This window comes from Nocardiopsis sp. NPDC055879 (assembly GCF_053615935.1).
The window spans coordinates 131,024-156,696 of record NZ_JBSHCT010000009.1 but is presented as its reverse complement, the minus strand read 5'-3'; the positions used below and the strand labels follow the sequence as shown (position 1 = coordinate 156,696).

The following is a 25,673-nucleotide window of genomic DNA, read 5'->3' as shown; positions in this document are numbered from 1 at the left end:
TGGTCAATCCATGATCGGCGGCATCATCTGCTGCTCGGCCGCCTCGGGGACCATGTAGAAGGCCACCGCCGCGATGATCACGAACAGCAGTCCCACGATCACGGTGGCGGTCGCGCCCCACTTGGCCCACGGGCGGGTTCCCGGGTTGACCAGCGCCAGCGACAGGCCCGCGAAGAGCACCGCGAGCAGTGCCACCGCGCCGCCCATCATCAGCTGGAGCTCGATGTGGCCGATCTGCTCGGGCGCTATGGGTTGGCCGCTCACCAGGATCATGCTGGTGAGCATCTCCAGGAGCTGCCCGGACATGATGGTCACGCCGAGCAGGACCAGGCCGATGATGCCGAAGGTCTCCGCCGAGAAGGCGCCCCCGGGACGCGGATCGGACGTCGCCGCGACGCCGTGCTCCGCGTCGTCGACGTTCGGGTCCCCTTCCTGCTCGGGGTCGTGTCCCTCGACCGTCTCGTAGGGCGTTTCCTCGTCCGTCGCGGTCGTGGCCCCGGCCGGTTCGAAGTTCGGCCGGGCGGACTCGTCCGTCTCGGTCGTGGTGTTCTCGGATGCTGTGTTGTCTTCCGGTGCGGTACTCACGCGGCCAACGTACCCGTGGGTGCGTATAAGCAGTGCCTAAGAATCGCCTGGTGGGCGTAGGGATCCGGGCCGGAGGGGCCTCCGGCCCGGGGATGGAGGGGTCAGGGGGAGAGCAGGACGTAGGAGGTCACGGTCAGCAGGACCAGCAGCAGACCGACGATGACCGTGGCCGCGGCCAGGTGGCGTGCCCACGGGCGGGTGGTGGGCGCGGCGCGCAGCAATGCCACGGCGGCGCTCACCACGGCCAGGGCGGAGAACAGGCCGGCGCCGGTCAGCTGCCCCTGGACCGCCGCGCTCAGGGTGCCCTGCGCACCGGTCAGGGTGTGCTGGTTGAAGATCGCCACCAGCTCGGTGGACAAGAGGGTGGTGGCCAGTAGCAGGAGCCCGGCCACGCTGAAGGTCTCGGGTCCGAACAGGCCGGCCGGTCGGGGTTCGGGGACACCGGCGACGAAGGCTTCGCCCGCGCCGTCCTCGGCGGCTTCGGAGGTGGGGGTGGTGTCCTTGGTGTCTTCTGAGGAGGTGCTCACCCGCGTCAAAATACCGGCCCCATGTCCCGGAAGACGCCCTCCGTAACGGGATGATCGCGTCCGGTTCCGGCCATTTCATCGGATAGGGGTTCTGAACCGGGCGAATCAGAAACAAGCACAGATGCTTGTTTTTTCCTGTGTCCGGTGTCACCCTCGTTTCCATGACCGCTACAGCAGCCCCCTCCCTGCGGGTCGGCAACGCCTCCGGGTTCTACGGAGACCGCCTCGGCGCGGTGCGCGAGATGCTCACCGAAGGCACGGTGGACGTCCTCACCGGTGACTACCTGGCCGAACTCACCATGGCCATCCTCGGCCGCGACCAACTGACCGACCCCGCCCGGGGCTACGCCAGGACCTTCCTCGAACAGATGAAGGAGTGCCTGGGGCTGATCATGGAGCGCCGGGTCCGGGTCGTCACCAACGCCGGAGGACTCAACCCCCGAGGTTTGGCCGACAAGCTCACCGAACTCGCCGACGGACTGGGCTTCGAGCCCCGGATCGCCTGCGTCACCGGCGATGACGTCCTGCATCGTGCCGAGGAATTCGAGTTCGGGCACCCGCTCACCGCCAACGCCTACCTCGGCGCGTTCGGCATCGCCCGCTGCCTGGACCTGGGCGCCGACATCGTCGTCACCGGGCGGGTCACCGACGCGTCCCTCGTGGTGGGCCCGGCCGTCTCGCACTTCGGTTGGACCCGTGAGGACCTCGACGCCCTGGCCGGCGCGACCGTGGCCGGACACGTCATCGAGTGCGGCACCCAGGCCACCGGCGGCAACTACGCGCTGATCGACGAGCTCGCCGGCCGCGACCTGGACCACCCCGGCTTCCCCATCGCCGAGATCGCCGCCGACGGCGGCAGCGTCATCACCAAGCACGAGGGTTCGGGTGGCGCGGTCACGGTGGGCACCGTCACCGCCCAACTGGTCTACGAGATCGACGGCGCCCGCTACGCCGGGCCCGACGTCACCACTCGACTCGACACCGTCCGCCTCACCCAGGAAGGACCCGACCGGGTGCGGATCGACGGGGTGGTGGGGGAGGACCCGCCGCCCGACGTCAAGGTCGGCCTGACCCGGCTCACGGGCTTTTGCAACGAGGTCGAGTTCCTCATCACCGGACTGGACGCCCGGGCCAAGGCCGCGCGGGCCGAGCGGCAGATGCGCGCCGCCCTCGAACACCGTCCGCCCGCGGAGCTGCGCTTCGAGTTCACCCCCGCCGTCGACCCCCACGGCCGCACCCAGGACGACGCGACCGCACGCCTGAAGGTCGTGGTCCGTGACGGTGATCCGGCCGTCATCGGACGCCGTTTCGGCGCCGCCGCCGTCGAACTCGCCCTCGGCAGCTACGCCGGGTTCCACATCACCGCGCCACCGCGTGACGCGCGCCCCGACGGGGTCACCGCCACGCACGCCCTCGTCCCCGCCACGGAGATCGAGCACACCGTGATCACCCCCGACGGTGATCGGGAATCGGTCGCGCCGCCCGAACGCACCCGCGGGCTCGCCCCCGTACCGGAACCGGACCCGCCCGCGCCGCCGCCCGAGGGCCCCACCCGCACCGTCCCCCTCGGCCTGGTGTTGGGCGCCCGCAGCGGCGACAAGGGCGCCCACGCCAACCTGGGCGTGTGGGCCACCACCGAGGAGGGCTGGCGCTGGCTCGCCCACACCCTCACCGTGGACGTCCTGCGCGAGCTGCTGCCCGAGATCGCGGAGCTGACCGTCACCCGCCACCCGTTGCCGAACCTGCGCGCCGTCGACTTCTGGATCGAGGGGATCCTCGCCCCCGGCACCGCCCGCCGCGAGGGCCTGGACCCCCAGGCCAAGGGGCTCGGCGAATGGCTGCGCGCGCGCCGCCTCCCCGTTCCGGTGGCCCTGCTGGAACACCTCCCGACCTCGAAGACCGAGGAGAACCCGTGAGCGTCCTGACCTCCAGACTCGACATCCGTGGCCCGGCCTACGCTGAGGCGCGGGAGGAGATGCTCGGCAGGCTCGCCGAGATCGACGCCGAACACGCCAAGGCCCTGGCCGGCGGTGGTGAGAGCTACGTCGAACGCCATCGTTCCCGAGGTGGTCTGCTCGCCCGCGAACGCGTCGAACTCCTCCTCGACGAGGGCAGCCCCTTCCTTGAGCTGTCCACCCTCGCCGCCTGGGGCAGCGACTTCCAGGTGGGAGCGAGCGTCGTCACCGGCGTCGGCGTGGTCTCCGGGGTCGAGTGCGTGATCGTCGCCAACGACCCCACCGTGCGGGGCGGCGCCACCAACCCCTGGTCCCTCAAGAAGTCCGTGCGCGCCGGGGAGATCGCCGAACGCAACCGGATGCCGATGATCAGCCTGGTGGAGTCGGGCGGTGCCGACCTGCCCACCCAGAAGGAGATCTTCATCCCCGGCGGCGGCACCTTCCGCCACCTCACACGCCTGTCGAGGGCCGGTATCCCCACCATCGCCCTGGTGTTCGGCAACTCCACCGCCGGCGGCGCCTACGTCCCCGGGATGAGCGACCACGTGGTCATGGTGCGCGACCGGGCCAAGGTGTTCCTGGGCGGGCCGCCGCTGGTCAAGGCCGCCACCGGTGAGGAGAGCGACGACGAGTCCCTGGGCGGGGCACGCATGCACGCCGAGGTGTCCGGGCTCGCCGACCACCTGGCCGAGGACGAACACGACGCCATCCGGATCGGGCGGCGCATCGTCGCCCGGCTCGACCACACCAAGGCCGGCCCCGCCCCGAGTGCCACCGCACCCGAACCCCTCCACCCGGCCGAGGAACTCCTGGGCGTCATGCCGCCCGACCTCAAGGTCCCCGTCGACCCCCGCGAGGTCATCGCCCGCGTCGTCGACGGCTCCGAGTTCGACGAGTTCAAGCCCTCCTACGGCGCCGGGCTGGTCACCGGTTGGGCACGCCTGCACGGCTACCCCGTGGGCGTCCTGGCCAACGAGAACGGCGTGCTGTTCAGCGAGGAGTCACAGAAGGCCGCCCAGTTCATCCAGCTGGCCAACCGCTCCGACACCCCGCTGATCTTCCTGCACAACACCACCGGCTACATGGTCGGCGCCGAGTACGAGCAGGGCGGCATCATCAAGCACGGATCGATGATGATCAACGCCGTCTCCAACAGCACCGTCCCGCACTTCTCGGTGCTCATCGGCGCCTCCTTCGGGGCCGGGCACTACGGGATGTGCGGTCGCGCCTACGACCCGCGCTTCCTCTTCGCCTGGCCCAGCGCCCGCTCGGCGGTGATGGGCCCCGGACAGCTCGCCGAGGTCATCTCCATCGTCTCTCGGGCCTCGGCCGCCAAGAAGGGGCTGCCCTACGACGAGGAACAGGACCGCGCCATGCGGGAGATGGTCGAGAACCAGATCGAGGCCGAGTCCCTGCCGATGTTCCTGTCCGGCCGGGTCTACGACGACGGGGTCATCGACCCCCGCGACACCCGCACGGTCCTGGGACTGTGCCTGTCCTTCGCGCACAACGCGCCCGTCGCCGGCACCGACGCCTTCGGCGTCTTCCGCATGTAGAGGAGGCCAGGACATGACAAGGATCGACCCCACCACCGCCGGAGCCGTCCGCCCCGTCACCGCCCTGCTGGTGGCCAATCGAGGCGAGATCGCCCGCAGGATCATCCGCACCTGCCGCACCCTGGGCCTGACCTGCGTGGCCGTGTACGCGCCGGGCGAGGAGGACGCGGCCCACGTGCGCGAGGCCGACGCGGCCGTCGCGCTGCCCGTCCCCGAGGGTGGCGGCCCCGTGGACGCCTACCTGGACCCCGACGCCCTGGTCGAGGCGGCCCGCACCGCCGGAGCCGACGCGATCCACCCCGGCTACGGATTCCTGTCCGAGAACGCCGGCTTCGCCCGCGCCGTCGTCGAGGCCGGACTCACCTGGGTGGGCCCCTCGGCGCAGGCCGTCGAACAGATGGGTTCCAAGACCCTCGCCAAGAAGGTCGCCCGCGACGCCGGTGTCCCGGTCGCCGACGCCCTCGACCCCACAGAGGTACGCGCCGAACACCTGCCCGTGCTGGTCAAGGCGGTCTCTGGGGGCGGTGGCCGCGGCATGCGGGTGGTCCGCGACCTGGCGGCCCTGTCCACCGAGGTCGAGGCGGCCCGCACCGAGGCGGCCTCCGCCTTCGGCGACCCCGCCGTGTTCTGCGAGCCCTACGTCGAACGCGGCCGCCACGTGGAGGTCCAGGTACTCGCCGACCTGCACGGCACCGTCTGGGCGGTCGGCGAACGCGACTGCTCGGTACAGCGCCGGCACCAGAAGGTCCTGGAGGAGACCCCCGCCCCCGGTCTGCCCGAGGACATCCGGGAACGCCTGCACCGGGCCGCCGAGGACCTGGCCACGGCCATCGGCTACACCGGGGCCGGAACCGCCGAGTTCCTCGTCCCCGTCACCGACGACGGACTGGGCGAACCCGTCTTCTTGGAGATGAACACACGCCTACAGGTGGAACACCCCGTCACCGAGTGCGTCACCGGGCTCGACCTGGTCGAGTGGCAGTTGCGCGTGGCCGAGGGGGAACCGCTCCCGAAGGAGGGACCACCCGCCCCGCGCGGGCACGCCATCGAGGCCCGCCTGTACGCGGAGGATCCCCGCGAGGACTGGCGACCGCGCACCGGCGTCCTGCACGCGTTCGACGTCCCGGCCACGGACACCTCCTTCACTCCGTTCACCGAACCCGGGGTGCGGCTGGACCACGGGGTGGAGACCGGTGACGAGGTCGGCGTCGACTTCGATCCGATGCTCGCCAAGGTCATCGCCGTGGGCCGCGACCGCCGCGACGCCCTGCGTCGTCTGTCCGCCGCCCTGGCCGGAGCCCGCCTGCACGGCGTCGGCACCAACCGGGACCTGCTGGTGCGTTCCCTGCGCCACCCCCTCATGGCCGGTGCCCAAACCCGACCGGAGGGGTTGCACACCGGGTTCCTCACCGGCGACCGGCTCACCGAACTGGCGTCACCGTTGGCCACCCCCGCCACTGAGGACCTGGCCGCCCTGGCGGCCTCACTCGCCTCGGTCGAGGCCGCCCGCTCCACGGCCACCGTGCCCGCCGGGGTCCCCTCCGCCTGGCGCAACGTGCCCTCGGCGCCGCACACCCGAAGGCACACCACCTCCGACGGTCGGGAGGTCACTACGCGGTTCCGGTCGGTGCGCGGCGCCCACCTGCCCGAACAGGAAGGGGTACGGGTGCTGTCGGCCGGGGCGGAAACGGTCGTGTTGGAGGTGCGCGGGGTGCGCCGCGCCTTCGAGATCCACCGGGTCCCCGGGCAACGGCCGGACACGACCGGCTCCGTGTACGTGGAGTCCTCGCTCGGGTCGGTCGCCCTCGTCCCCGTCGATCCGCTGCCCTCACCCGAATCCAGGGTCGACCCCGGCGCACTCCCGGCCCCCATGCCGGGCACGGTCACCGCCGTGGACGTCGAGGTCGGCGAACACGTGGCCCAAGGGCGGATCCTGCTGCGGATGGAGGCCATGAAGATGGAACACCGCGTCACCGCCCCCGCCGCCGGGACCGTCCGTGAACTGCCCGTATCGGCGGGGGAGCGGGTCGGCGCCGGCGCGCCCCTCGCGGTCCTCGACTACGACACGAACGCCGAACCGACCACAGACCCCGCCCCCAACGGCGAGGAAGGAACGAACCCGTGACCGGTGCCATGACCTTCGACGAACCCGCCGAACGCGTCGAGCTGAGGGCCGCCGTCGCGGCCCTGGCCTCCCGATACGGCCCCGAGTACACCAGGGCCAAGGCCGCTGAGGGCGCCTACATGAGCGAACTGTGGCAGGAGGCCGGCGAACTCGGCTACCTGGGCGTCAACCTCCCCCAGGAGTACGGCGGCGGCGGTGGCGGCATCGGCGACCTGGCCGCCGTCATGGAGGAGTTCGGCGCCGCCGGCTGTCCCACCCTGATGATGGTCGTCTCCCCGGCCATCTGCGGCACCGTTCTGTCCCGCTTCGGCACGCCCGAGCAGCGACGAGACCGGCTGCCCGGGTTGGCGAGCGGCGAGACCATCATGGCCTTCGCCATCACCGAACCCGACGCCGGATCCAACTCCCACCGCCTCACCACCACCGCCCGACGCGACGGTGACGAATGGGTGCTCAACGGCCGCAAGACCTTCATCTCCGGGGTCGACGTCGCCGACGCCGTGCTCGTGGTCGGCCGCGTCGAGGACTCCGACACCGGGAAGCTGTCCGCCGCGTTGTTCATCGTCCCCACCGCGACCCCCGGCTTCGAGGCCCGGCGGATCGAGATGGACATCGTCGGCCCCGACCACCAGTTCCAACTGTTCATGGACGACGTGCGCCTCCCCGCCGACGCCCTGGTCGGCGATCCCGAGGCCGGACTCCGACAACTGTTCGCCGGACTCAACCCCGAACGCATCATGGCGGCCGCCTTCTCCACCGGCTTCGCCCGACACGCGCTCGACAAGGCGGTCTCCTACGCCAGGGAACGCGTGGTGTGGCGGGACCGGCCCATCGGCGCCCACCAGGGGTTGGCGCACCCGCTCGCGCAGATCAAGATCGAGATGGAGCAGGCGCGACTGATGACCCACTACGCCGCGCTCCGCTACGATGCCGGCGACGACGCGGGCGCCGGGGAGGCGGCCAACATGGCCAAGTACGCCGCCGCCGAGGCGTGCGTGCGTTCGGTGGACCAGGCCGTGCAGACCCTGGGCGGCAACGGGTTGGCGAGCGAGTACGGATTGGGAGCGATGATCGCCGCCTCCCGGTTGGCCCGGATCGCCCCGGTGAGCCGCGAGATGATCCTCAACTACGTGGCCCAGCAGTCCCTGGGGTTGCCCAAGTCGTACTGACGTTCAAGGGAAGAGGCGCGAGTGGAGACGGCACCGGACCGTGGACCCAGACAGGAACGCAGCCGGCTCACCCGGGCCAGGTTGATGGACGCGGCCGTCGCCTGTCTGGCCGAACGCGGGGTACCCGGCGCGACGGTGAGCGCCGTCGCCGAACGCGCCGGGGTCTCCCGCGGCGCCGCCCAGCACCACTTCCCGACGAGGGAGGAACTACTGCTGGCGGCGCTGCGGCACATGGTCGACAGTCGTAGCGCCGACCTGCGTCGTCGGGCGGCGTCCGTCCAGGCGGGGCCGGGACGCACCGAGGCCGTGGTGCAGATGGTGGTGGACGCCTTCAGCGGCCCCGACTTCGACGCCGCCCTTCAGTTGTGGGCGGCCGCGGCCGGAGAGCCGGCCCTGAGCGCCCAACTCATCCCCCTGGAGGAACAGGTGGGGCGGGAGTTGCACCACGCGGTGGTGGACCTGCTCGACGCCGACGAGTCGGTCCCCGGGACCCGGGAGGCGGTCCAGGCCACCCTGGACCTGGCCCGCGGACTGGGATTGGCCAACCTCCTCACCGATGACCGGGCACGACGCCGCCGTGTCGTCGGTCAGTGGGCCCGCATGCTCGAACACACCCTGCGCGGCGAGGACGTGCCAGAAGCGGATACCAGGCGGTAACCTCCTATCCGCTCCGGCATCGCCGGGATTATGATCGTGAAGCGGGCCGGGCCTCACCTCGGCCCGGCCATGACGGGTTCGATGGACAAGGCGGTGCGTCGGTGAGTGCGGATACGGGCAGGGACCTCCCCGGCCTGGCCAGGCGGGCGGTGGACGCGTTCGCGGAGAGCGCCGCGCGGCGTCGGGACCGTGACGCCCTGATGGACACGGCCTTCGCCCGGCTCTTCGACCTGTACCGGGCCACCGACCGGTCCGAACGCCGGTCCCAGGGCGGACAGAACCTCATCGCCACCCTCTCCGAACTCCTGGTCAGCGGCAGCAACCCCGACAGGATGGGCCTGTACGTGGTGCGGACCCAGACCGCGGCCGACAACGGCAGGCACGAGGGTTACCGCGCGGCGTGCTGGCGCCGCTCCATGCTGCAGATCCTCGGTGACGAGTTCGTTCCGTGGGAACGCTGTATGCGCCCGGGCGACCTGGAGGCGGTTCCGCGCATCGACGACGCCCTGGAGGCGGTGGCGGCCGAGGCCGCGCCGACCAGCGTCGAGGAGATCCCCACCTGGGTGCCACAGACGCACTGGTGGTGGTGGGAACCGGCCCGTCGGCGCGGCGAGGAGGTCGCCGGGCTGTCCCGGTCCGACACCGGTTCGCTGGACGCCGTCACCGAGTGAAGTCCGTGCGAAGGAGCCACGCGTGTCCCCCGAACCCGCCCGACGGCCGCTGTTGAACGCGACCGGACCGGCGGTGATCTCCGCCGTCGTCCTGGTGCCGTTGCGTGCGCTGATGGGGGACACCTGGATCCAGGCGCTCGCCTACGGGGCGCTCTTCGGCGCGTTGTTCTTCGTGATCACCTACGCCTGCCTGCGCTGGGCACGTTGAGGTGGCTCAGCGGACCCCCTTGATCTTCCACACGACGGCCGCGCCGAGCAGGGAGACCAGGCCGCACACGGTGTACAGCACCGGGTATCCGCCCAGGTGCACCACGATCGGGCCGGCCAGCGCCGGGGCGATCACCTGTGGTCCGGAGCTGGCGATGTTGACGATCCCCAAGTCCTTGGCGCGCCCCTCGGCGCTCGGCAGCACCTCGGTGACCAGGGCGTTGTCCACGGACAGGAACACGCCGAAGCCCACGCCCAACACCACCGCGCACACCAGCAGGGTCGGCCAGGTGGGGGAGAGGGCCACCATGAACGCCGGTACGCCCATGACCACGCCCGCCAGGGCGACCATGACGCGACGTCGGCCGATCCGGTCGGAGATCAGGCCCGCCACCACGGTGGTGGCCACCACCGCCGCCGTGTACACCAGGATCAGCGTCAACAGGCCGTCGGTGGCCGCCGACCCGGGGAAGAGCTCCTCATAGCCCACGGCGTCGCGCAGGAAGTACAGCAGGTACAGGATGAACATGGCGTTGCCGGTGCCGATGAGGAAACGGGTCAGGAACGCCCACCCGAAGTCCGGGTGCCGACGGGGCGATACCCACAGCCCGCGCAGCATGCCGCGCCAGGGCGGGCGCGCCGCGCGCGGCAGCGGCGGATCGGGTGAGAGCAGCGCGAACGGAAGCGCGAGCACCAGCGTGAGCACCCCGATGAGCGTGTAACCGGGGGCGATTTCGGTGACCACGATGGTCACCAACACGACGGCGGCGACCACGCCGGCGGACTGGGGGATGCCGATCCACCCGGAGACCGCGCCGCGCTGGCTCCGGGGCACGTGGTCGGGGACCGCGGCGAGCAGGGTCGCGTTCAGGCAGGACAGGGCCGTCTGCACCAACGACCAACCCAGCAGGACGCCCAGGACGGTCTCCTGGGTGCCCAGCACCACCAGTCCCGCGCCGCCGAGCGCCGCTCCGGTCAGTACCCAGGGGCGTCGGCGGCCCAGGCGGCCGGTGGTGCGGTCCGACAGGGCGCCGGCCAGGGGAGTGGCGATGAGGGCCATGGTGGCGCCCACCCCGGTCACCCACGCCAGGACGGTCTCCTTGTCGGCGGGGACGATCCGGCCGATCTGTTCGGGCAACAGCACCTGGAGGGGGCCGAAGAACGCCATCCACATGCCGAGGTTGGCCAGGCTGATCCCGGCCACCCACAGCGCTCGGACGGGGCGGGTGGGCTCGGCCAACGCGGCCGGGACGGGTTGTTCGGGGGAGGAGGGGGTTCCGGGCGCGGGGGGTGTACGCACGTGTGACCTGCCTAACATGAAGATGATTCATGTTAGACGTCCGGGTGGTCCGAGGGAAGGGGAGAGGCGAGGCGGGCGCCCCACGGCCCCAGGTCGCAACCCGGTGGACATGGGGCGCCCGTGCGTTCGTACCGGGGAGTACGACGCGGGTCGGTCCCCTTATTCGCCCTGGCGGCGGTGTTCGGCGCCCAGCGCGATCGGGGCGCCCAACCACTCGTCGCGCAGACCGAACGCGTCCACCAGTTGGACCGCGTAGGGCCGCAGACCCTGGCACAGGTCGTTGACGGCCGCCGTGACGGCCTTGGAACGAGCGGTGGAGAGCCGCTCGTGCTCCAGGAACCAGCCGTTGTTCTCCTCGATCACCGAGAGCACGTACAGGTCGCACACCCGGTTGAGGAGCTTGGTGGTGGACTTGTCACCACAGCGGTCGATGGCCGCCACGAACGCCTCCAGGACCACCCGGTCCATGTGCGCACGCGCGGCCTCTAGGACGTGGTCCTGGGCCTGGTTGAACACGTCGAAGGCGTCACTGCCGTCCTTGCGGGACCGGCGCAGACGCGCCGCCAGGCTTTCGAGGACGTGCTTCTCCCGGTCCTCGAACAGCTCCAGGTGCCAGCCCCGGTTGTACAGCCCCGCCTCGTCGCTGCGGCCCGGGGCGGCGGCGATGAGCCGTTCGATCAATGGGATGGCGGCGGTGCGCTCGATGACGTTCTCGAACACCTTGCCGGCCATGAACTTGGCCAGTCCCATCTGGTCCAGGTCGCCGAAGTTGTCCTTGAAGTTGGTCAGCATCGCCTTGGCCAGCTGCTGCAACAGGACCGTGTTGTCGCCCTCGAACGTGGTGAAGATGTCCGAGTCCGCCTTGAGCTGCGGGATCCGGTTCTCCGCCATGTAGCCCGAGCCACCGCACGCCTCGCGGGCGGTCTGGATGGTCGCGGTGGCGTGCCAGGTCGAGATCGCCTTCAGACCGGCCGCGCGCGACTCCAGTTCGCGCTGGGCGTGCTCGTCGCGTTCGGTGTCGCGGGAGAGCTCGTGCAGTCGGGTGACCAGCTCCTCCTGGGCGAAGTGCAGGGCGTAGGTGCGGGCCAGCGCCGGCAGCAGCTTGCGCTGTTGGGCCAGGTAGTCGAGGACCCTCACCTCCTGCTCGGGGCGGTTCTCGGTGGCGGGGCGGGTGAACTGGCGGCGGGTGTCGGAGTAGCGGATCGCGATGGCCAGTGCCGCCTTCGTGGCGGTGCCGGCGCCCCCGGCCACACTGATCCGACCACGGATGAGGGTGCCCAACATGGTGAAGAACCGACGGTTGGGGCTCTCGATCGGGCTGGAGTAGGTCCCGTCCGCGGCGACGTCGCCGTACCGGTTGAGCAGGTCGGTGCGCGGCACCCGCACCTGGTCGAACCACAGCCGGCCGTTGTCGACCCCGTTGAGGCCCGCCTTGGGGCCGCAGTCCTCGACGGTGATCCCGGGCAGCGGGTCGCCCTTCTCGTCGCGGATCGGCACCATCAGGGCGTGCACACCGTGCTCGACGAGACCGTCCGGGCCGGGCGTGCGCAGCTGGGCGAAGACCACGGCCGCGCGCCCGTCTCGGGCGGCGTTGCCGATGTAGTCCTTGCGCGCCGACTCGTCGGGCGTGTGGACCACGAACTCCTCGGTGGCCGGGTCGTAGGTGGCGGTGGTGCGCAACCGCTGAACGTCCGAACCGTGACCGGTCTCGGTCATCGCGAAGCAACCGGGCAGCTCCACGCTCATGACGCTCGGCAGGTAGCGCTGATGGTGGTCGTCGGTGCCCAGGGCGCTGATGGCCCCACCGAACAGCCCGAACTGCACACCCATCTTCACCATGAGGGACATGTCGGCGACGAGCATCTCGAACGCGACCACGGAGGCGCCGACGTCGTCGGCCCCGCCGACCGACTTCGGGAAACCGTAGGCGGGCATGCCGGTCGCGGCCAACGCGTGGAGCTGTTCGAGGGTGCGGGCGCGGTGATCCTCCATGGACAGGTCGTGCACCGGGGCGTACACGTCGCCTCGGATGACGTCGCGGGCCCTCTCGCGCACGTTGGCCCAGCGTCCGTCCAACAGACCGCGTAGTTCGGCCTCGTTCGGCTTCAACGGTGCCTGTTCGCTCATGTGCTCCCCCTGTGGTCGTTCTTCGACGCGCACCCGTGTCCCCACGTGACTACCACCAGCGCGTACACCGGCGGACCGAACACGCCCGGGCGCAGGTGTGATGAGTCCAAAGGTAGTAGGTCATCGAGTGCTCCCGATGTCCTGTTTCGGGGTCACCGGGGACGGAGATCATCCGGCCACCGTGGAGGTGAGGGGTTTCAGACCGCGATGTCGCGCAACGGGGTCGCGGGGGCCGTACTGGGGGCGACGGCCGTGTCCGTGCGCCGCAACAGGTCGTCCAAGGACAGGTCCAGGGTCGCGGCGACGGCCGCGACGGTGAAGAAGGCCGGGGTGGGGATGCGTCCGCCCTCGATCTTGCGCAGGGTCTCCACGGAGATCCCGGAACGGCGGGCGACGTCCACCATGGTGCGCTCGGCCCGGGCGGCCCGCAACATGGCGCCCAGGGCACGGCCTCGCTCGATCTGCTCTTCGGTCAGTGGTTCACGAACCATGGGGATGAGTCTAACCCGGAGCCCTTCGGAGGCCCGGAGGCTTATGGCATAGTTATACCGGTATATAAATTGGCTCGAAAGGTGCTCGAACCCATGGTCGAACTGAAGACCTCAGAAGAGATCGTCCTCATGCGCGAAGCGGGCCGCGTGGTCGCCCACGCGTTGGAGGCCGCACGCGAGACGGCCGCGCCCGGCCGCACCACCGCCGACCTGGACCGCGTCGCCGCGAAGGTCATCGCCGACGCCGGCGCGGACGCGCTCTTCCTCGGTTATCACCCCGCCTGGGCGCCGATGCCCTTCCCCGGGGTGGCCTGCGTGAGCGTCAACGACGAGATCGTCCACGGTGTCCCCTCCGCCCGACGGCTGGACGACGGCGACCTGGTGACCGTGGACTGCGGCGCCCGCCTGCGCGGCTGGTCCGCCGACGCCGCGATCAGCTTCGTGGTGGGCGAGGCCGACCCCGCCGACCTGGCGTTGATCGAGGCCACGGAGGCCGCCCTGGCCCGGGGCATCGCCGCGGCCCGACCCGACGCCCGTCTGGGCGACGTCGGACACGCCATCGCCAGGGACGCGCGCGCCGCCGGCTACGGGCTCACCGCCGACCACGGCGGACACGGCATCGGCCGCACCATGCACGAGGCCCCCGACGTGTCCAACGACGGTCGCCCCGGACGGGGCCTGAGGTTGCGTCCGGGGCTGACCATCGCCATCGAGCCGATGCTGGTGCGCGGCGGTTCGGACGGCTACGCCCACGCCGACGACGGGTGGACGGTGCTCAGCGACGACGGCACCCGCGCCGCCCACTGCGAGCACACCGTCGCCGTCACCGACGACGGACCCATGGTGCTCACCCTGCCCTGAACAGGCGGCCTGCCCCGGTCTCACTCCAGGCCGGGGACCGCCAGTTCCAAACGGGCGTGTTCGGTGTCCAAGGTGGCCATGACCCCCAGCGGAAGGGTGAGCTGGGCGGCGCAGTGACCGAAATCCAGCCCCCACAGCACCGGAACCCCCAGGTGGGAGAGCCGGTCGCGCATCAGGTCGGCGATCACCTCCGGGTTCGGTGGGCAGTCCGTCCAGGTGCCGATCGCCACCCCCCGCACCCCGTCCAACCAGCCGGTACGCAGCAGGTGGGTGAGCATCCGGTCCACTCGGGCGGCGTCCTCGTTGACGTCCTCCAGGACCAGGATGCCGCCGTTGGTCGCCAGACGGCTGTGCGGCGTGGCCAACCCGTCGTTGAGCAGGCTCAGGTTCCCGCCGAACAGCACACCCTCGGCCCGACCCGGCACCAGCGCGCGCGCCCCCGGTGAGGTGAGCACCATCCGCTTCTCGGGGGTGAACAGGGTGGCGCGCAACTCCGCCTGAGCCACCTCATCACCCACGAAGTAGAGGCTTCCCACCACCGGGCCGTGCACCGTCGTCACGCCCAGTTCGACGGCGAACGCCTCGTGCAGCGCCGTGATGTCGCTGAACCCGATCAGCGCCTTGGGTTCGGCCCGGCGCATCGCCTCGAAGTCCAACAGGTCCAGCATCCGGTGCGCGCCGTCGCCGCCACGGGCACAGAAGACCGCCCGAACGTCCGGGTCGCACCAGGCGTCCTGCAGGTCGGCGGCGCGGTCCCGATCGAGGCCCGCCAGGTAGGGCAGACTCGGATGCCGGTCGCGTACGTGCGGGGCCGATTCGACCTCCAGCCCCCACCCGGTGAGGATCTCCACCGACGCGTCCAACCGGTCGTCCGGTACCGGGCTGCACGGGGCCACCAACCGAACCCGATCGCCCTCACGCAGCCTCGGCGGCCGACGCAGTGTCGTCGGCCCGACCGCCGACGCCCCTCCACCCGTGAATTCCTCGCGCACCTCGGCCACAGACTCACCCACGTCGCTCCCCCACTCCTCTGTCGTCGTCCCCTCCACCGGTCAGGAACGCAGGAAATCGTCCAGCACCCGCACCCCGAACCGCAGACCCTCCAACGGCACCCGCTCGTCCACCCCGTGCAGCAGCCCCGGGTAGTCCACCCCCTCGGGCAGACGCATCGGGGAGAAGCCGTAACAATCGATGCCCAGCCGCGAGAACACCTTCGCGTCCGTACCGCCGGCCAGGCACACCGGGACCACCCGCGCCTCGGGATCGTGGGCGGTCAGCGCGTTCCGAAACGCGTCGAAGGCCAACGAGTCCACCGGCGCGGCCACCGGAGGCGAATCGTGCGCGAACTCCCAGCTCACACCGTCCCCGGTCAGCTCGTCCATGGTGGCGGCGAACGCGTCCTCGCCACCGGGCAGCACCCGGCCGTCCACGCCCGCGGTCGCCTCTCCCGGTACCACGTTCACCTTGTACCCGGCCGAGAGCATCGTGGGGGTGGCGCTGTTGCGCACCGTCGGCCCCACCAGTGACGCGGCTGTGCCCAGACGGGCCACCAGGGCGTCCACCGCCTCGTTGGTGTCGGTGTCGCCCGGGATCCGCTCCGTGCCCAGGGCGTCGGCGATCGAGTCGATCGCCGAGCGCACCACCGGGGTCAGGTGCAGTGGCCAATCGTGCCGGTCGATCCGTGCCACGGCGGCGGCCAGCGCGCCCACGGCGTTGTCCCGCGGCGGTCTGGAACCGTGCCCGGCCGTGCCGTGCGAGCGCAAGGTCAGCCACGCGCTGCCACGCTCGGCCGAACCGATCGGATACAGCCGTACCGGAGCCCCGGCGGCGTCGCGGGTGTGCACCGTGTGGCCACCGCCCTCACCGATCGCCACCGCGCAGCCCTCGAACAGGTCGGCGTGCCCGCGCACCAGGTAGTCCGCCCCGTATGCGGCGCTGTCCTCCTCGTCGGCCACGAACGCCAACACGATGTCGCGGCGCGGTCGCAGCCCCAGCTTCGACCAGTACCGCACCACCGCGGTGACCATACCGATGGTGTTCTTCATGTCCACGGCGCCGCGACCCCACAGAGAAGGCGCGCCGGTGACCGGGCAGTCGGTGATCTCACCGGAGAACGGCGGCACCGACCAGTCGTGGGCGTCGGCGGGCACCACGTCCAGGTGGCCGTGCACCAGCAGGGCGTCGGCGTCCGGGTCGGTGCCGGGGACGCGCACCACCACGTTCGCGCGGCGGTCGGCGGACTCCAGGATCACGGGGGACAGGCCGGCGGCGCCGAGGGCCTCGGCCACGAACTCGGCGGCGGCGCGCTCGTCGCCCTCGCCCTTGCCGTGGTTCGTGGAGTCGCGTCTGATCAGCTCGCGGGTCAGGTGGATGGCGTCCTCGCCTGCCGCGACCAGCGCCTCTTCTCTGGCGCTGTCGGGCAGGGAAGTGTTGGTGTGGCCCACGGGCTCGGCCTTTCTTCGGGGTTTTCGGTGGTGGGAGGTGGTGAACCGTGCTCGGGGCAAGGGTCGGCCGTTACCGGGTCCCGGGCACAGTTCTACCGGTTGTCACGTGAGATTGTCCGGTGAACCGCCCGGAAGTGGGACTTCCGAACGGCCAGGATGGTTCAGCCGTAATCCTTCTCCATGTGGTTGGAGATCATCGTGGTGACGGTCTTGAACGCGCGGATCATCTCGTAGGCGTCGGGGGAGGTGTAACGGACCCTGAGCGCGCCGGTGCGGGTCACCCCCGGCACGATCGCCGCGGCCTGGGCGAGCTGGGCGGAGTCCACCTCGATCTCCATCGCCTTGGACGAGGGGTCGACCGGGTCGATCCGGCCGGCCAGCGTCATCGACCGTTCGGCGGCCTCGCGGATGTCGGCGGCGGTGCGCGCGGGCGGGCGGCAGCGCGCGGCGTACCGACTGACGTGGTCCTTCACCGCGACCGTGCGGGCGAAGGGCGCGTAGGACTCGGCGTCCTCGCAGGCCCGGTCGTCCCCGGTGACCAGGATGACGGGGGTTCCGTACTCGGCGACCACTGCGGCGTTGAGCCGGCCCTCGCTCGCGGGCTCGCCGTCCAGCCATACCCCGGTGATGGCGTTGGGAAGGTAGGTGTGGGCCAGCACCCCGTCGTCCCCGGCCCCACAGTGGTAGCCCAGGAAAACGATCCCGTCCACGTCACCGGTCTGCACACCCTCGATCATGGAGAGTTCCTTGTGCCTGCCGGTGATCATGGAGGCGCGCTCGTCCAGCTCCTCCAACAGGAGGTTGCGCATGGTGGAGTGAGCCTCGTTGACGAGGACCTCGGTGGCGCCGCCGTCGAAGAGTCCGGCGATGGCGGCGTTGACGTCGCTGGTGAACATCCCACGACAACGCTGCCACTGTTCGGTTCCGGGTTCACAGTCCGCGGGCCAGGTGACGCCCGTGGCGCCCTCCATGTCAGCGGAGATCAGGATCTTCATTCGGCAGAGCCTAGAGCCCGATCACCTCGCGGGGCCATAGGGGCGGGGCCGGGTTCGGTCAGTCGCCGCGGACCTGTTCCGGAATGGCCCACTGGAAGTGGAGGAAGACGTCGGGCACGCTGACGGGCGGCTCGGTGGGGAACGGGGGAAGGAAGAGGTCGGGCGGGCCCGTGGGCACCGTGTGGGCGCAGGGTTCGGGGACGAGTGGCCGCGCGCCGGCCCGGCCGACCTCCCGGATGCGTTCCACCTCGCGGCGCAGCACCGGACGGGGCACCACCACCTCCCAGCCACCGGGATCCTCCAGGGACCTGACCACGCGGACCGCCTCCAAGGCGGTGACCCGGCGGGCGTCGCGGTCGTCGAAGTGGCCCACCGTCACCGGCTCGTCGTCCGGGATCCGCACGTCCACCGCGACCATGCCCTGTGGCTCGTGATGGGGTTCCAGCGCGTGCAACCACTGGTGGGTCACCGCGTAGGAGGGAAGCATGGGGAAGCAGAAGACCCCGCGGACGTTCCCCTGTCCGGGGGAGGTGCGCACACCGGACCGTTGGACGAGGGCGATGTTGGCTCGGGGGGTCAGGTGGACGAAGAACGCCATGGGGTGGATCCCTGTCGGTCGGAGGTGTCAGCTGCCGATCTCACGAGCCTTGTACAGGGTTCTCAGTAGTACACGCGGGGCCGGAGACCCTTCGGCGCATGACTCGTACCCGAAGGTACGGGTGCTCTCGACCAGCGCGCTCAGATGCATGATTCAGAATTCTAAGCCCATGCACAGAGGAAGCGCTCCGACACCCCCTGTGAGCACACGCGCCCCAGGTCGTCGCGGAGACGGGTCGGGCCCCGGCGGCGCGGCCGGGGCCCGTGGGCTCGATGGGTCGCCTAGGGAAGGGTGAGGATCTCGGCGCCGGAGTCGGTGATGACCAGGGTGTGCTCGAACTGGGCCGTCCAGGAGCGGTCCGCGGTCACCGCGGTCCAGCCGTCCTCCCACAGGTCGTACTCGACCCCGCCCAGGGTGATCATCGGCTCGATGGTGAACACCATGCCCGGCTCCATGACCGTGGTGGCGCGCGGGTCGTCGTAGTGGGGGATGATCAACCCGGAGTGGAACTCCGGCCCCACGCCGTGGCCGGTGAAGTCGCGGACCACGCCGTAGCCGAACCGCTTGGCGTAGGACTCGATCACCCGGCCGATCACGTTGATCTGGCGCCCCGGACGGCACGCCTTGATGGCGCGCATGGTCGCCTCGTGGGTGCGCTCCACCAGCAGCCGGTTCTCCTCGGCGACGTTCCCCGAAAGGAAGGTGGCGTTGGTGTCGCCGTGCACACCGTCCTTGTAGGCGGTGATGTCGATGTTGACGATGTCGCCGTCGGAGAGCACCGTGTCGTCGGGGATGCCGTGGCAAATGACCTCGTTGAGGGAGGAGCACAGCGACTTCGGGTAGCCCTTGTAGCCCAGGGTGCTCGGGTAGGCGCCGTGGTCCAGCAGGAACTCGTGGCCGATCCGGTCCAGTTCGTCGGTGGTCACGCCCGGCTCGACGCGCTTGCCGATCTCCTCCAGGGCCTGCGCGGCGATCCGGCTCGCCACGCGCACGCGCTCGATCGTCTCGGTGTCGTGGACGTCGCCCAGGACGCCCTCGACCGGATGCTTCTTGCCGACGTACTCCGGGCGGACGATGTGCGAGGGGACCGAACGTTGCGGCGAGATGCGCCCAGGAACCAGCGGAGTAGTCATGGACACTGATTGTATTCGCGGGTGGAACCGGCGGGGCGCGACGACCGGTGTGAGGAGCACCCCAGGTGCGGGTAGATGCCCCACGAGAACGGCTAGAGAAAGGTGGGTCGGCTGTGGCGGACGTTCAGGACGACGGTTGGTGGTTCTGTCTGCGGCACGACGAGGTCGAACATGGGAAGGGCTGCCCCAACAGCCAGCGACTGGGGCCCTATCCGGACCAGGCGACGGCGTCACGGGCGTTGAGCATCGCCGCCGCACGCAACGAGGCCTGGGATGAACAAGAGGAGAACGAGGGTGACCGTTGAGCACGGCCCTGCGCGCTTCGCACTGAACCCCGTTCTGACAGGATCGGCCCCATGAGCGAAGAGAAGGCGCCGCAGGGCGTGGACATCACCGGGAAGACCATCGCCGTGCTCGGTGGCACCGGCGACCAGGGCCGAGGGTTGGCCCGCCGGTTCGCCCTGGCCGGACACACCGTCTACATCGGTTCTCGCAGCGCCGAGCGCGCCGCCAAGACCGCGAACGACCTGGTCGAGGGCGAGTCCGATCAGGTGCGGGTGCACGGGCTGGACAACGGCGAGGCCGCCGCCCAGGGCGACATCGTGATCGTCGCGGTGCCCTGGGACGGTCACCGGGAGTTGCTGGTCGCGTTGGCGGACAAGCTCGCCGGGAAGATCGTGGTGGACTGCGTCAACCCGCTCGGCTTCGACAAGAAGGGGCCGTTCGCGCTGGACGTGCCCGAGGGCAGCGCCGCCCAGCAGGCCGCCGAGGTGCTGCCGGGCAGCCGGGTCACCGCCGCCTTCCACCACGTGTCGGCGAAGCTGCTGCTGGACCCGGAGGTGGCCGAGATCGACCTGGACGTGCTGGTGCTGGGCGAGGACCGCGAGGCCACGGACGTGGTGCGGGCCCTGGCCGACAGCATCCCCGGGGCGCGTGGCGTGTTCGGTGGCCGGTTGCGCAACGCCCACCAGGTGGAGGCGCTGACCGCCAACCTCATCGCGGTCAACCGCCGCTACAAGACCCACGCCGGTATTCGTATCACCGGCCTGTAGTCGAATACGTGCGGCGCCGCTCATGGGGATTCGGGCGGCGCCGTCGCAGTTCGTGTTTCACAGCGCCTCTTGGTCCTCGGGAAACAGGGTCCTTGGGAAACAGGGCACTTGGGAAAACGGCGGTGAAGTGTGTGGGGTACCGCCGGTTCAGCCACCTGGGATCGACGCCGGTGAGGGTGAGTGGGCGAAGGACCTCGTTCGCAGCGGCCAATAGGTCTGGGGTGGGGGACTCTCGGGGTTGTTGGGCGTTGTTCGGGTGGGTTGGTGGGGCGCCTCGGGTCGGGGCTCTTCCGGTGGCCTGGCGGGGAAGGAGGGAGAACCCACCCCCACCCCGCCCGACAACCCCAAGAGCAGAGACCTCAGGCGCCCCACCTGGAAGAATCACTCCTCGTCCTCCTCAAGCGGTGTGGCTATCGCGATGCTCCAGGCCCGGATTCCAACGGAAGCTCCGTGACGGTGAGTTCGAGGTCACGGATCATCGCCACGCTCAGCTGTCGGATCTGGAACTCGGTCACCTTCGCGCCGTGCAGCGAGGCCAGCCCGGAGAACCCCGACAAATCGCTCCCGCGCAGATCGGTGCCTGACATCTTGGTGCTCTTGATCTCCGCGCCGAAGGCGCAGTCGTCGAACACCGCGCCCCGAAGGTCACTCCGGACGATCCCCGTCTCCTTGAAGGAACAGTCGACGAACGCCACGTCACCGGTGGCCTTGACGTGTTCCCAACTCGCGTAGTCGAACTGGCATCCCTCGAACAGCACGTCGGTCATCGAAACGTACGACAGCGACACCCCCATCAGGCGCGATGCGGTGAACCGGCAACGGTGGAGGTCGACGCCGGTCAGACGGTGCGAGGTCAGGTCCACGGAGGAGAAGTGGGCGTTGGCGATCCGCTCCTCCTCCGGCTCGGAGGGATAGGGCCAGGCCCGCACCGTAGGCTCGTCGTCGCTGGGCAGGAGCACCTTCGCTCCCCGGATCTCGACGGTCTCCACGAACTTCCCTTCTTCGAGTCGTCACATGAGGAATGATCTTGCTCGCAGCGCCATGTTGGGCGCCCAAATGGGCGCTGCGAGCAAGATCATCGGGGGGGGGGAGGGCTCAGGAGGCCCACTCCTTGACCTTCTCGATCAGCTTCGCGGGGTCCTCGCCGACCGGGGTGACGTTGAGGCGGGTGACCCCGGCGGCGCGGAAGGCCTCCACGCGCTCGCGCACGTACGACTCGGGGCCGACCAGGTTGGTCAGCTCCACGAACTCGTCGGGCACCGCCGCCGCGGCCTCGTCCTTCTTCCCGGCCAGGTACAGGTCCTGGATCTTCTCGGCGGCCTCCTCGTAGCCGTAGCGCTGGGCCACCGTGTTGTAGAAGTTCTTGCCCTTGGCGCCCATGCCGCCCACGTACAGGGCGATCATCGGGCGGGTGAACTCCAAGAGCTTCTTGACGTCCTCGCCCTCGCCGATGGCGAGCAGGCCGCCGGCGGAGATGTCGAGTTCGCCGAGGGAGGCGTCGCGCTTGGCCCTGCCCTGCTCCAGGGCCTTGCCCCACACCTTGTCGGCCTTCTCCGGGATGAACAGGTGCGGCAGCCACCCGTCGGCGATCTCGGCGGTCATCTCGACGTTCTTCATACCGAGGGAGGCCACGTAGATCGGGATGCGCGGGCGCACCGGGTGGTTGATGATCTTGAGCGGCTTGCCCAGGCCGGTGCCCTGCTCAGGCGGCAGCGGAAGGGTGAACACACCGCCGTCGTGGGTGAGACGCTCCTCGCGCGCCCAGATCTTGCGGCAGATCTCGATGGTCTCGCGGGTGCGGGCCAGCGGCTTGGTGTAGGGAATGCCGTGGAAACCCTCGATGACCTGTGGTCCGCTGGCGCCCAGGCCGATGATGGCACGGCCGTCGGAGAGGTAGTCGATCCCCGCTCCGGTCATCGCGATGAGGGCGGGGGTCCGGGTGTACATGGGCAGGATGGCCGAACCGATCTCCACGCGTTCGGTCCGGGCGGCCAGGTAACCCATGAGGGTGGGGCTGTCGTAGCCGTAGGCCTCGGCGACCCACACGGTGTCCAGGCCGGCCTTCTCCAGTTCGACGACCTGGTCGACGGCGGCCTTGGGCTCGCCCGCGTACTGGAGCGGCATCGAGATGCGCATCTGCTGTCCTCCCGGTGGGGCCGGGGCCCGGCCCGTGGCGATGGTGGCGATCCTGGTATCGCGTCACTGTACTGCCGAACGGCATTCGGGCCGTGACGCGCCTCACGGCTCCCGGGGGTGCGGGCACCACTGACGCCCAAGACTTCTTGGCCAACAACTCTTGGCCAAGAAGTCTTGGGCGTCTATCGTGGGGTCATGTCCGACTCTCACGACCCCGCCGACCACCGACCCGCCCCGCACGACCCCTTCGAGAACGCCGCGCACCTCGACGCGCGCTCCCTGCGTGGGCTGGCCCACCCCCTGCGCATGCGCGTCTACCAGCTGATCCAGAAGGCGCCCGCCACCGGTAAGGCCATCGCAGAACGGCTCGGCATCTCCTCGGCCTCGGCCAGCTACCACCTGCGCCAACTGGAGACCTACGGGTTCATCGCCGAGGATCCCGACCTCGGCACGAGCCGTGAACGCTGGTGGCGCGCCGCCCACAAGGGCTTCCGCCTGCCCGAACACCTGGACACCGAGGCGCCCGAACTCACCACCACGCTGCGCCACGCCATCGCCGCCCGCTGGTCCGAACGCCTGGCCGCCGCCGTGAATCTGTGGTCCGCCCAACCGGAGGGATGGCGCGAGGCCCAACTCATGGCCGACCGCACCGTCGACCTCACCCTGGACCAGATGGAACGCTTCCGCGTCGAGGTGGTCGAACTTCTGAACCGTTACTCCGACGAGGGCGGACCAGGGGAGCGCACCGTCAACGTCCAGTTCGGCGCCTTCCCCTCACCGGACCCCGACGACGACCGGGCCCCCGAGACCGACTCGCCCCCCGGCTCCGCGGAGGAAACACCATGAGACCCGTGACCGGCCTGGTCGCCGCCCAGGCCTGCGCCTACATCGGCACCCGCCTGGCCATGATCGCCATCCCCTGGTTCGTCCTGGAGACCACCGGCAGCCCCGCCCACATGGGTCTGGTCACCCTGTTCGAGATGGGCGCCTACACCCTGGCCCGGCTGTTCGTCGGCCCCGTCCTGGACCGGGTGGGCCAGCGCGCCGTCAGCATCCGGGTGGACCTGCTAGCGGCCCTCACCCTGGTCACCGTCCCCGTGCTGTTCACCGCGGGCCTGCTCCCCTTCCCGGTCCTGCTCGCCCTGGTCACCGTGATCGGCCTGGCCACGGGCCCCTCCGAGGCCGCGAAGGTGTCGTTGGCGCCGTTCGTGGCCCGCGCCGCCGGCGTACGGGTGGAACGGGTCACCGGACTCACCGGCACCGTCGACCGGCTCTCCACGACGGTCGGACCCATCGCCGCCGGCGCCGTGATCGCCGCTCTCGGCGCGCTCACCGCCCTGTACCTGAACGCCGCACTCATGTTGGCGGCGGCCGGGATCATGGCCGTGATGCTGCGCCGCGACACCGAGACCGCCGGGCACGCGGAGGGACCCGACCCGGAGGCCGACCACGGCTACCTGACCCGGTTGCACGTCGGGTGGCGCGCCATCTGGGACGATCTGCCGCTGCGCACGCTGACGACGATGATCCTGGTGACCAACGTCGTGGACGTCGCGGTGATGAGCCTGGTGCTGCCGATCTGGGCCCACGAAGGGGGTTGGGGGCCCGAGGGGGTCGGGTTGGTGGCGGGAGCGCTCGGCGGCGCCTCGGTGCTCGGCTCCCTGGTCGCCGCCTGGATCGGCCACAGCCTGCCCCGGCGCGCGACCTTCTTCGTGGCCCTGGCCGTCGCCGGCCCGCCCCGCGTCCTCGTGTTGGCCCTTGACGTACCGCTCTGGGGCGTCCTGGTGGTCTGGGGTGTGTCCGGGCTGTTCGGCGGGGTCATCAACCCGATCCTGTCGGCGCTGATCTTCGAACGCCTGCCCGCGAACATGGTGGGCCGGGGCGTGTCGATGGTCGGCGCCCTGACCCGGGTCGGCGCGCCGATCGCCGCACCCGGTATCGGGGTGGCGATCGGCGCACTCGGGGTGGCCCCGGTCCTGATGGCGGGGGCGGCGGTCTACCTGGCGGCCGTCCTGCTGCCCGTCTTCGGCCGCTCCGCCCAAGGACTGACGCGGCCTCCGGAGGAACCGGAGACCGCACCCGAACGCGCCTCACCCTGATCGGGTGGGGCACGTTCCTACTCGGGCTCGTCGCCGGTGACCAGGGGGAGCGACTCGTCGGCCGTCCAAGCCGTCATCGAACCGTCGTAGACCGCCACGTCCTCGCGACCGGCCAGGGCCAGCGCGTGGGCCACACCGGTGGCCGCGATCCCGCCGCCGCAGTAGGTGACGGGCGTGACGCCGGGGTCGAGCAGCCCCTTGGCCGCGAACAGGGTCCGCAGCTCGTCCGCCGACTTGAGCGTTCCGGTGGCGGGGTCGGTGACCTCGCTGACCGGAAGGTTGATGCTGCCGGGGATGTGCCCGGCGCGGGCGTAGCTCTTCTTCTCGCCGCTGTAGGTCTTCGGGTCCAGGACGTTGACCAGGATCGTGTTCGGGTCGCCCATGGCCGCCCGGACCTCCTCGGTGGAACGCAGCAGTTCGGGGCGTCGGCGCGCCTCGAAGGTCCGTGCGGTGGGGGCCGGCGACGCGACGTCGGTGACCGGATGACCGGCCGCCTTCCAGGCGTTCAGCCCGCCGTCCAGGACCTCCACGTCGTCGAAGCCCTCCAACCGCAGGTGCCACCACAGGCGTGTGGCCCAGAAACCGTTGGACTGGTCGTAGACCACCACCCGCGCGCCCGGGCCGATCCCCAGGGCGCCCGCGCTCGCAGCGAACCGTTCCGAGGACGGGACGGTCCACGGCGCCGGGGCGTCGGGGTCGGCGAAGTCGGTCAGCAGGTCCGCGAAGTGGGCGCCTGGGATGTGCTCGGCGCCGAAGGTGGCCCGTCCCGACTCCACGGTGTAGGGGCCCTGCTCGGGCATGCTCAGGTGCGTGGTGGCGTCCAGGAGGACGAGGTCCTCGTCGTTCAGGTGCTCCGCCAACCAGGCCACGCCCACGGTCGGCGCGGTGTTCGGTGCCATGTCCGCAAATCCCCCTTGGTTCTGACAGCTTCGCAGAGCATCAACCTCACGCGGCTCACACTTGTTCCGTCCCCGCGCGTGAGGAC

General features: G+C 70.6%; 26 protein-coding genes. 12 read left to right on the top strand and 14 right to left on the bottom strand.

The genetic code is table 11. The annotated features are described in order from the left end of the window. Positions 1-3: 3 nt before the first annotated feature. Positions 4-585: a hypothetical protein gene (locus ACWGKS_RS12830; RefSeq protein ID WP_358510870.1), complete on the bottom strand. Its 582-nt coding sequence runs from the start codon at positions 583-585 to the stop codon at positions 4-6. Between the two features lie 101 nt (positions 586-686). After that, on the bottom strand, positions 687-1,112 hold the full coding sequence (locus ACWGKS_RS12825) for a hypothetical protein (RefSeq protein WP_358510873.1): 426 nt from the start codon (positions 1,110-1,112) through the stop codon (positions 687-689). A gap of 161 nt (positions 1,113-1,273) precedes the next feature. Between ACWGKS_RS12825 and ACWGKS_RS12820 the strand changes: the two genes are divergently transcribed. The 7 genes from ACWGKS_RS12820 (at position 1,274) to ACWGKS_RS12790 (ending at position 9,453) form a co-directional block, all read left to right on the top strand. Next, positions 1,274-3,028: an acyclic terpene utilization AtuA family protein gene (locus tag ACWGKS_RS12820; protein WP_358510876.1), complete on the top strand. Its 1,755-nt coding sequence runs from the start codon at positions 1,274-1,276 to the stop codon at positions 3,026-3,028. Continuing rightward, entirely contained in the window at positions 3,025-4,623 is a 1,599-nt protein-coding gene (locus ACWGKS_RS12815) for an acyl-CoA carboxylase subunit beta (RefSeq protein ID WP_358510879.1), read from the top strand. Before ACWGKS_RS12820 ends, ACWGKS_RS12815 begins: the two co-directional genes overlap by 4 nt. A gap of 13 nt (positions 4,624-4,636) precedes the next feature. Further along, positions 4,637-6,748 carry an ATP-binding protein gene (locus ACWGKS_RS12810; RefSeq protein ID WP_452522652.1) on the top strand — a complete coding sequence of 704 codons (2,112 nt, stop codon included), beginning with the start codon at positions 4,637-4,639 and terminating at the stop codon, positions 6,746-6,748. Then, entirely contained in the window at positions 6,745-7,917 is a 1,173-nt protein-coding gene (locus tag ACWGKS_RS12805) for an acyl-CoA dehydrogenase family protein (RefSeq protein WP_452455638.1), read from the top strand. Before ACWGKS_RS12810 ends, ACWGKS_RS12805 begins: the two co-directional genes overlap by 4 nt. A gap of 21 nt (positions 7,918-7,938) precedes the next feature. Beyond that, entirely contained in the window at positions 7,939-8,574 is a 636-nt protein-coding gene (locus ACWGKS_RS12800; RefSeq protein ID WP_452455639.1) for a TetR/AcrR family transcriptional regulator, read from the top strand. A 101-nt stretch (positions 8,575-8,675) separates the two neighbouring features. After that, complete coding sequence (locus ACWGKS_RS12795; RefSeq protein WP_358510891.1) at positions 8,676-9,245, top strand: hypothetical protein; 570 nt, start codon at positions 8,676-8,678, stop codon at positions 9,243-9,245. A gap of 22 nt (positions 9,246-9,267) precedes the next feature. Then, positions 9,268-9,453, top strand: coding sequence for a hypothetical protein (locus ACWGKS_RS12790; RefSeq protein ID WP_358510894.1), 186 nt, complete (start codon positions 9,268-9,270; stop codon positions 9,451-9,453). A 6-nt stretch (positions 9,454-9,459) separates the two neighbouring features. On the opposite strand, the gene ACWGKS_RS12785 is transcribed toward ACWGKS_RS12790, so the two are convergent. The 3 genes from ACWGKS_RS12785 to ACWGKS_RS12775 all read right to left on the bottom strand — a co-directional run bounded on the left by ACWGKS_RS12785 (position 9,460) and on the right by ACWGKS_RS12775 (position 13,370). Beyond that, positions 9,460-10,752 carry an MFS transporter gene (locus tag ACWGKS_RS12785; protein WP_358510897.1) on the bottom strand — a complete coding sequence of 431 codons (1,293 nt, stop codon included), beginning with the start codon at positions 10,750-10,752 and terminating at the stop codon, positions 9,460-9,462. A 159-nt stretch (positions 10,753-10,911) separates the two neighbouring features. Beyond that, entirely contained in the window at positions 10,912-12,879 is a 1,968-nt protein-coding gene (locus tag ACWGKS_RS12780) for an acyl-CoA dehydrogenase family protein (protein WP_358510900.1), read from the bottom strand. 197 nt (positions 12,880-13,076) lie between these two features. Beyond that, entirely contained in the window at positions 13,077-13,370 is a 294-nt protein-coding gene (locus ACWGKS_RS12775; protein ID WP_358510903.1) for a helix-turn-helix transcriptional regulator, read from the bottom strand. 93 nt (positions 13,371-13,463) lie between these two features. On the opposite strand from ACWGKS_RS12775, the gene map (ACWGKS_RS12770) reads away from it, so the two are divergent. Further along, the gene (map, locus tag ACWGKS_RS12770; RefSeq protein WP_452455641.1) at positions 13,464-14,231 is read left to right on the top strand and encodes a type I methionyl aminopeptidase; all 768 of its coding nucleotides are present in this window, start codon (positions 13,464-13,466) and stop codon (positions 14,229-14,231) included. A 20-nt stretch (positions 14,232-14,251) separates the two neighbouring features. On the opposite strand, the gene ACWGKS_RS12765 is transcribed toward map (ACWGKS_RS12770), so the two are convergent. The 6 genes from ACWGKS_RS12765 to map (ACWGKS_RS12740) form a co-directional block, all read right to left on the bottom strand. Then, entirely contained in the window at positions 14,252-15,223 is a 972-nt protein-coding gene (locus ACWGKS_RS12765; protein WP_452455701.1) for a S66 peptidase family protein, read from the bottom strand. A gap of 60 nt (positions 15,224-15,283) precedes the next feature. Next, a complete protein-coding gene (locus tag ACWGKS_RS12760; RefSeq protein ID WP_452455642.1) occupies positions 15,284-16,675 on the bottom strand; it encodes a M20/M25/M40 family metallo-hydrolase in 1,392 nt (463 codons plus the stop codon). Between the two features lie 161 nt (positions 16,676-16,836). Further along, the gene (locus ACWGKS_RS12755; protein WP_358510911.1) at positions 16,837-17,670 is read right to left on the bottom strand and encodes a M55 family metallopeptidase; all 834 of its coding nucleotides are present in this window, start codon (positions 17,668-17,670) and stop codon (positions 16,837-16,839) included. A gap of 58 nt (positions 17,671-17,728) precedes the next feature. Continuing rightward, complete coding sequence (locus ACWGKS_RS12750) at positions 17,729-18,268, bottom strand: hypothetical protein (protein WP_452455643.1); 540 nt, start codon at positions 18,266-18,268, stop codon at positions 17,729-17,731. Between the two features lie 27 nt (positions 18,269-18,295). Continuing rightward, positions 18,296-18,418, bottom strand: a complete 123-nt coding sequence (locus ACWGKS_RS12745) for a hypothetical protein (protein ID WP_358510917.1) — start codon at positions 18,416-18,418, stop codon at positions 18,296-18,298. 131 nt (positions 18,419-18,549) lie between these two features. Further along, positions 18,550-19,401 carry a type I methionyl aminopeptidase gene (map, locus tag ACWGKS_RS12740; RefSeq protein ID WP_452522646.1) on the bottom strand — a complete coding sequence of 284 codons (852 nt, stop codon included), beginning with the start codon at positions 19,399-19,401 and terminating at the stop codon, positions 18,550-18,552. Positions 19,402-19,514: 113 nt separating this feature from the next. On the opposite strand from map (ACWGKS_RS12740), the gene ACWGKS_RS12735 reads away from it, so the two are divergent. After that, entirely contained in the window at positions 19,515-19,706 is a 192-nt protein-coding gene (locus ACWGKS_RS12735) for a hypothetical protein (RefSeq protein ID WP_358510923.1), read from the top strand. A 51-nt stretch (positions 19,707-19,757) separates the two neighbouring features. After that, a complete protein-coding gene (npdG, locus tag ACWGKS_RS12730) occupies positions 19,758-20,453 on the top strand; it encodes an NADPH-dependent F420 reductase (RefSeq protein ID WP_358510926.1) in 696 nt (231 codons plus the stop codon). Between the two features lie 410 nt (positions 20,454-20,863). Here npdG and ACWGKS_RS12725 read toward each other — a convergent pair whose 3' ends face one another. Together ACWGKS_RS12725 and ACWGKS_RS12720 are read right to left on the bottom strand one after the other, a co-directional pair. After that, the gene (locus tag ACWGKS_RS12725) at positions 20,864-21,442 is read right to left on the bottom strand and encodes a pentapeptide repeat-containing protein (RefSeq protein ID WP_358510929.1); all 579 of its coding nucleotides are present in this window, start codon (positions 21,440-21,442) and stop codon (positions 20,864-20,866) included. Positions 21,443-21,548: 106 nt separating this feature from the next. Continuing rightward, entirely contained in the window at positions 21,549-22,589 is a 1,041-nt protein-coding gene (locus ACWGKS_RS12720; protein ID WP_358510932.1) for an LLM class F420-dependent oxidoreductase, read from the bottom strand. 195 nt (positions 22,590-22,784) lie between these two features. On the opposite strand from ACWGKS_RS12720, the gene ACWGKS_RS12715 reads away from it, so the two are divergent. Together ACWGKS_RS12715 and ACWGKS_RS12710 are read left to right on the top strand one after the other, a co-directional pair. Continuing rightward, positions 22,785-23,435, top strand: coding sequence for an ArsR/SmtB family transcription factor (locus tag ACWGKS_RS12715; RefSeq protein ID WP_358510935.1), 651 nt, complete (start codon positions 22,785-22,787; stop codon positions 23,433-23,435). Beyond that, positions 23,432-24,688, top strand: a complete 1,257-nt coding sequence (locus ACWGKS_RS12710) for an MFS transporter (RefSeq protein WP_452455646.1) — start codon at positions 23,432-23,434, stop codon at positions 24,686-24,688. The genes ACWGKS_RS12715 and ACWGKS_RS12710 overlap by 4 nt, the downstream gene beginning before the upstream one ends. 17 nt (positions 24,689-24,705) lie before the next feature. Here ACWGKS_RS12710 and ACWGKS_RS12705 read toward each other — a convergent pair whose 3' ends face one another. Further along, entirely contained in the window at positions 24,706-25,587 is an 882-nt protein-coding gene (locus ACWGKS_RS12705; protein WP_358510942.1) for a sulfurtransferase, read from the bottom strand. Positions 25,588-25,673: the final 86 nt, after the last annotated feature.

Bases quoted from the DNA above. Each gene is read 5' to 3' on its own strand.
- ACWGKS_RS12780 (WP_358510900.1), bottom strand. From the start codon at position 12,879: ATGAGCGAACAGGCACCGTTGAAGCCGAACGAGGCCGAACTACGCGGT.
- map (WP_452455641.1), top strand. From the start codon at position 13,464: ATGGTCGAACTGAAGACCTCAGAAGAGATCGTCCTCATGCGCGAAGCG.
- ACWGKS_RS12810 (WP_452522652.1), top strand. From the start codon at position 4,637: ATGACAAGGATCGACCCCACCACCGCCGGAGCCGTCCGCCCCGTCACC.
- ACWGKS_RS12745 (WP_358510917.1), bottom strand. From the start codon at position 18,418: ATGCATCTGAGCGCGCTGGTCGAGAGCACCCGTACCTTCGGGTACGAG.
- ACWGKS_RS12755 (WP_358510911.1), bottom strand. From the start codon at position 17,670: ATGAAGATCCTGATCTCCGCTGACATGGAGGGCGCCACGGGCGTCACC.
- ACWGKS_RS12710 (WP_452455646.1), top strand. From the start codon at position 23,432: ATGAGACCCGTGACCGGCCTGGTCGCCGCCCAGGCCTGCGCCTACATC.
- ACWGKS_RS12720 (WP_358510932.1), bottom strand. From the start codon at position 22,589: ATGCGCATCTCGATGCCGCTCCAGTACGCGGGCGAGCCCAAGGCCGCC.
- ACWGKS_RS12715 (WP_358510935.1), top strand. From the start codon at position 22,785: ATGTCCGACTCTCACGACCCCGCCGACCACCGACCCGCCCCGCACGAC.
- ACWGKS_RS12750 (WP_452455643.1), bottom strand. From the start codon at position 18,268: ATGGCGTTCTTCGTCCACCTGACCCCCCGAGCCAACATCGCCCTCGTC.
- npdG (WP_358510926.1), top strand. From the start codon at position 19,758: ATGAGCGAAGAGAAGGCGCCGCAGGGCGTGGACATCACCGGGAAGACC.
- ACWGKS_RS12775 (WP_358510903.1), bottom strand. From the start codon at position 13,370: ATGGTTCGTGAACCACTGACCGAAGAGCAGATCGAGCGAGGCCGTGCC.
- map (WP_452522646.1), bottom strand. From the start codon at position 19,401: ATGACTACTCCGCTGGTTCCTGGGCGCATCTCGCCGCAACGTTCGGTC.
- ACWGKS_RS12820 (WP_358510876.1), top strand. From the start codon at position 1,274: ATGACCGCTACAGCAGCCCCCTCCCTGCGGGTCGGCAACGCCTCCGGG.
- ACWGKS_RS12705 (WP_358510942.1), bottom strand. From the start codon at position 25,587: ATGGCACCGAACACCGCGCCGACCGTGGGCGTGGCCTGGTTGGCGGAG.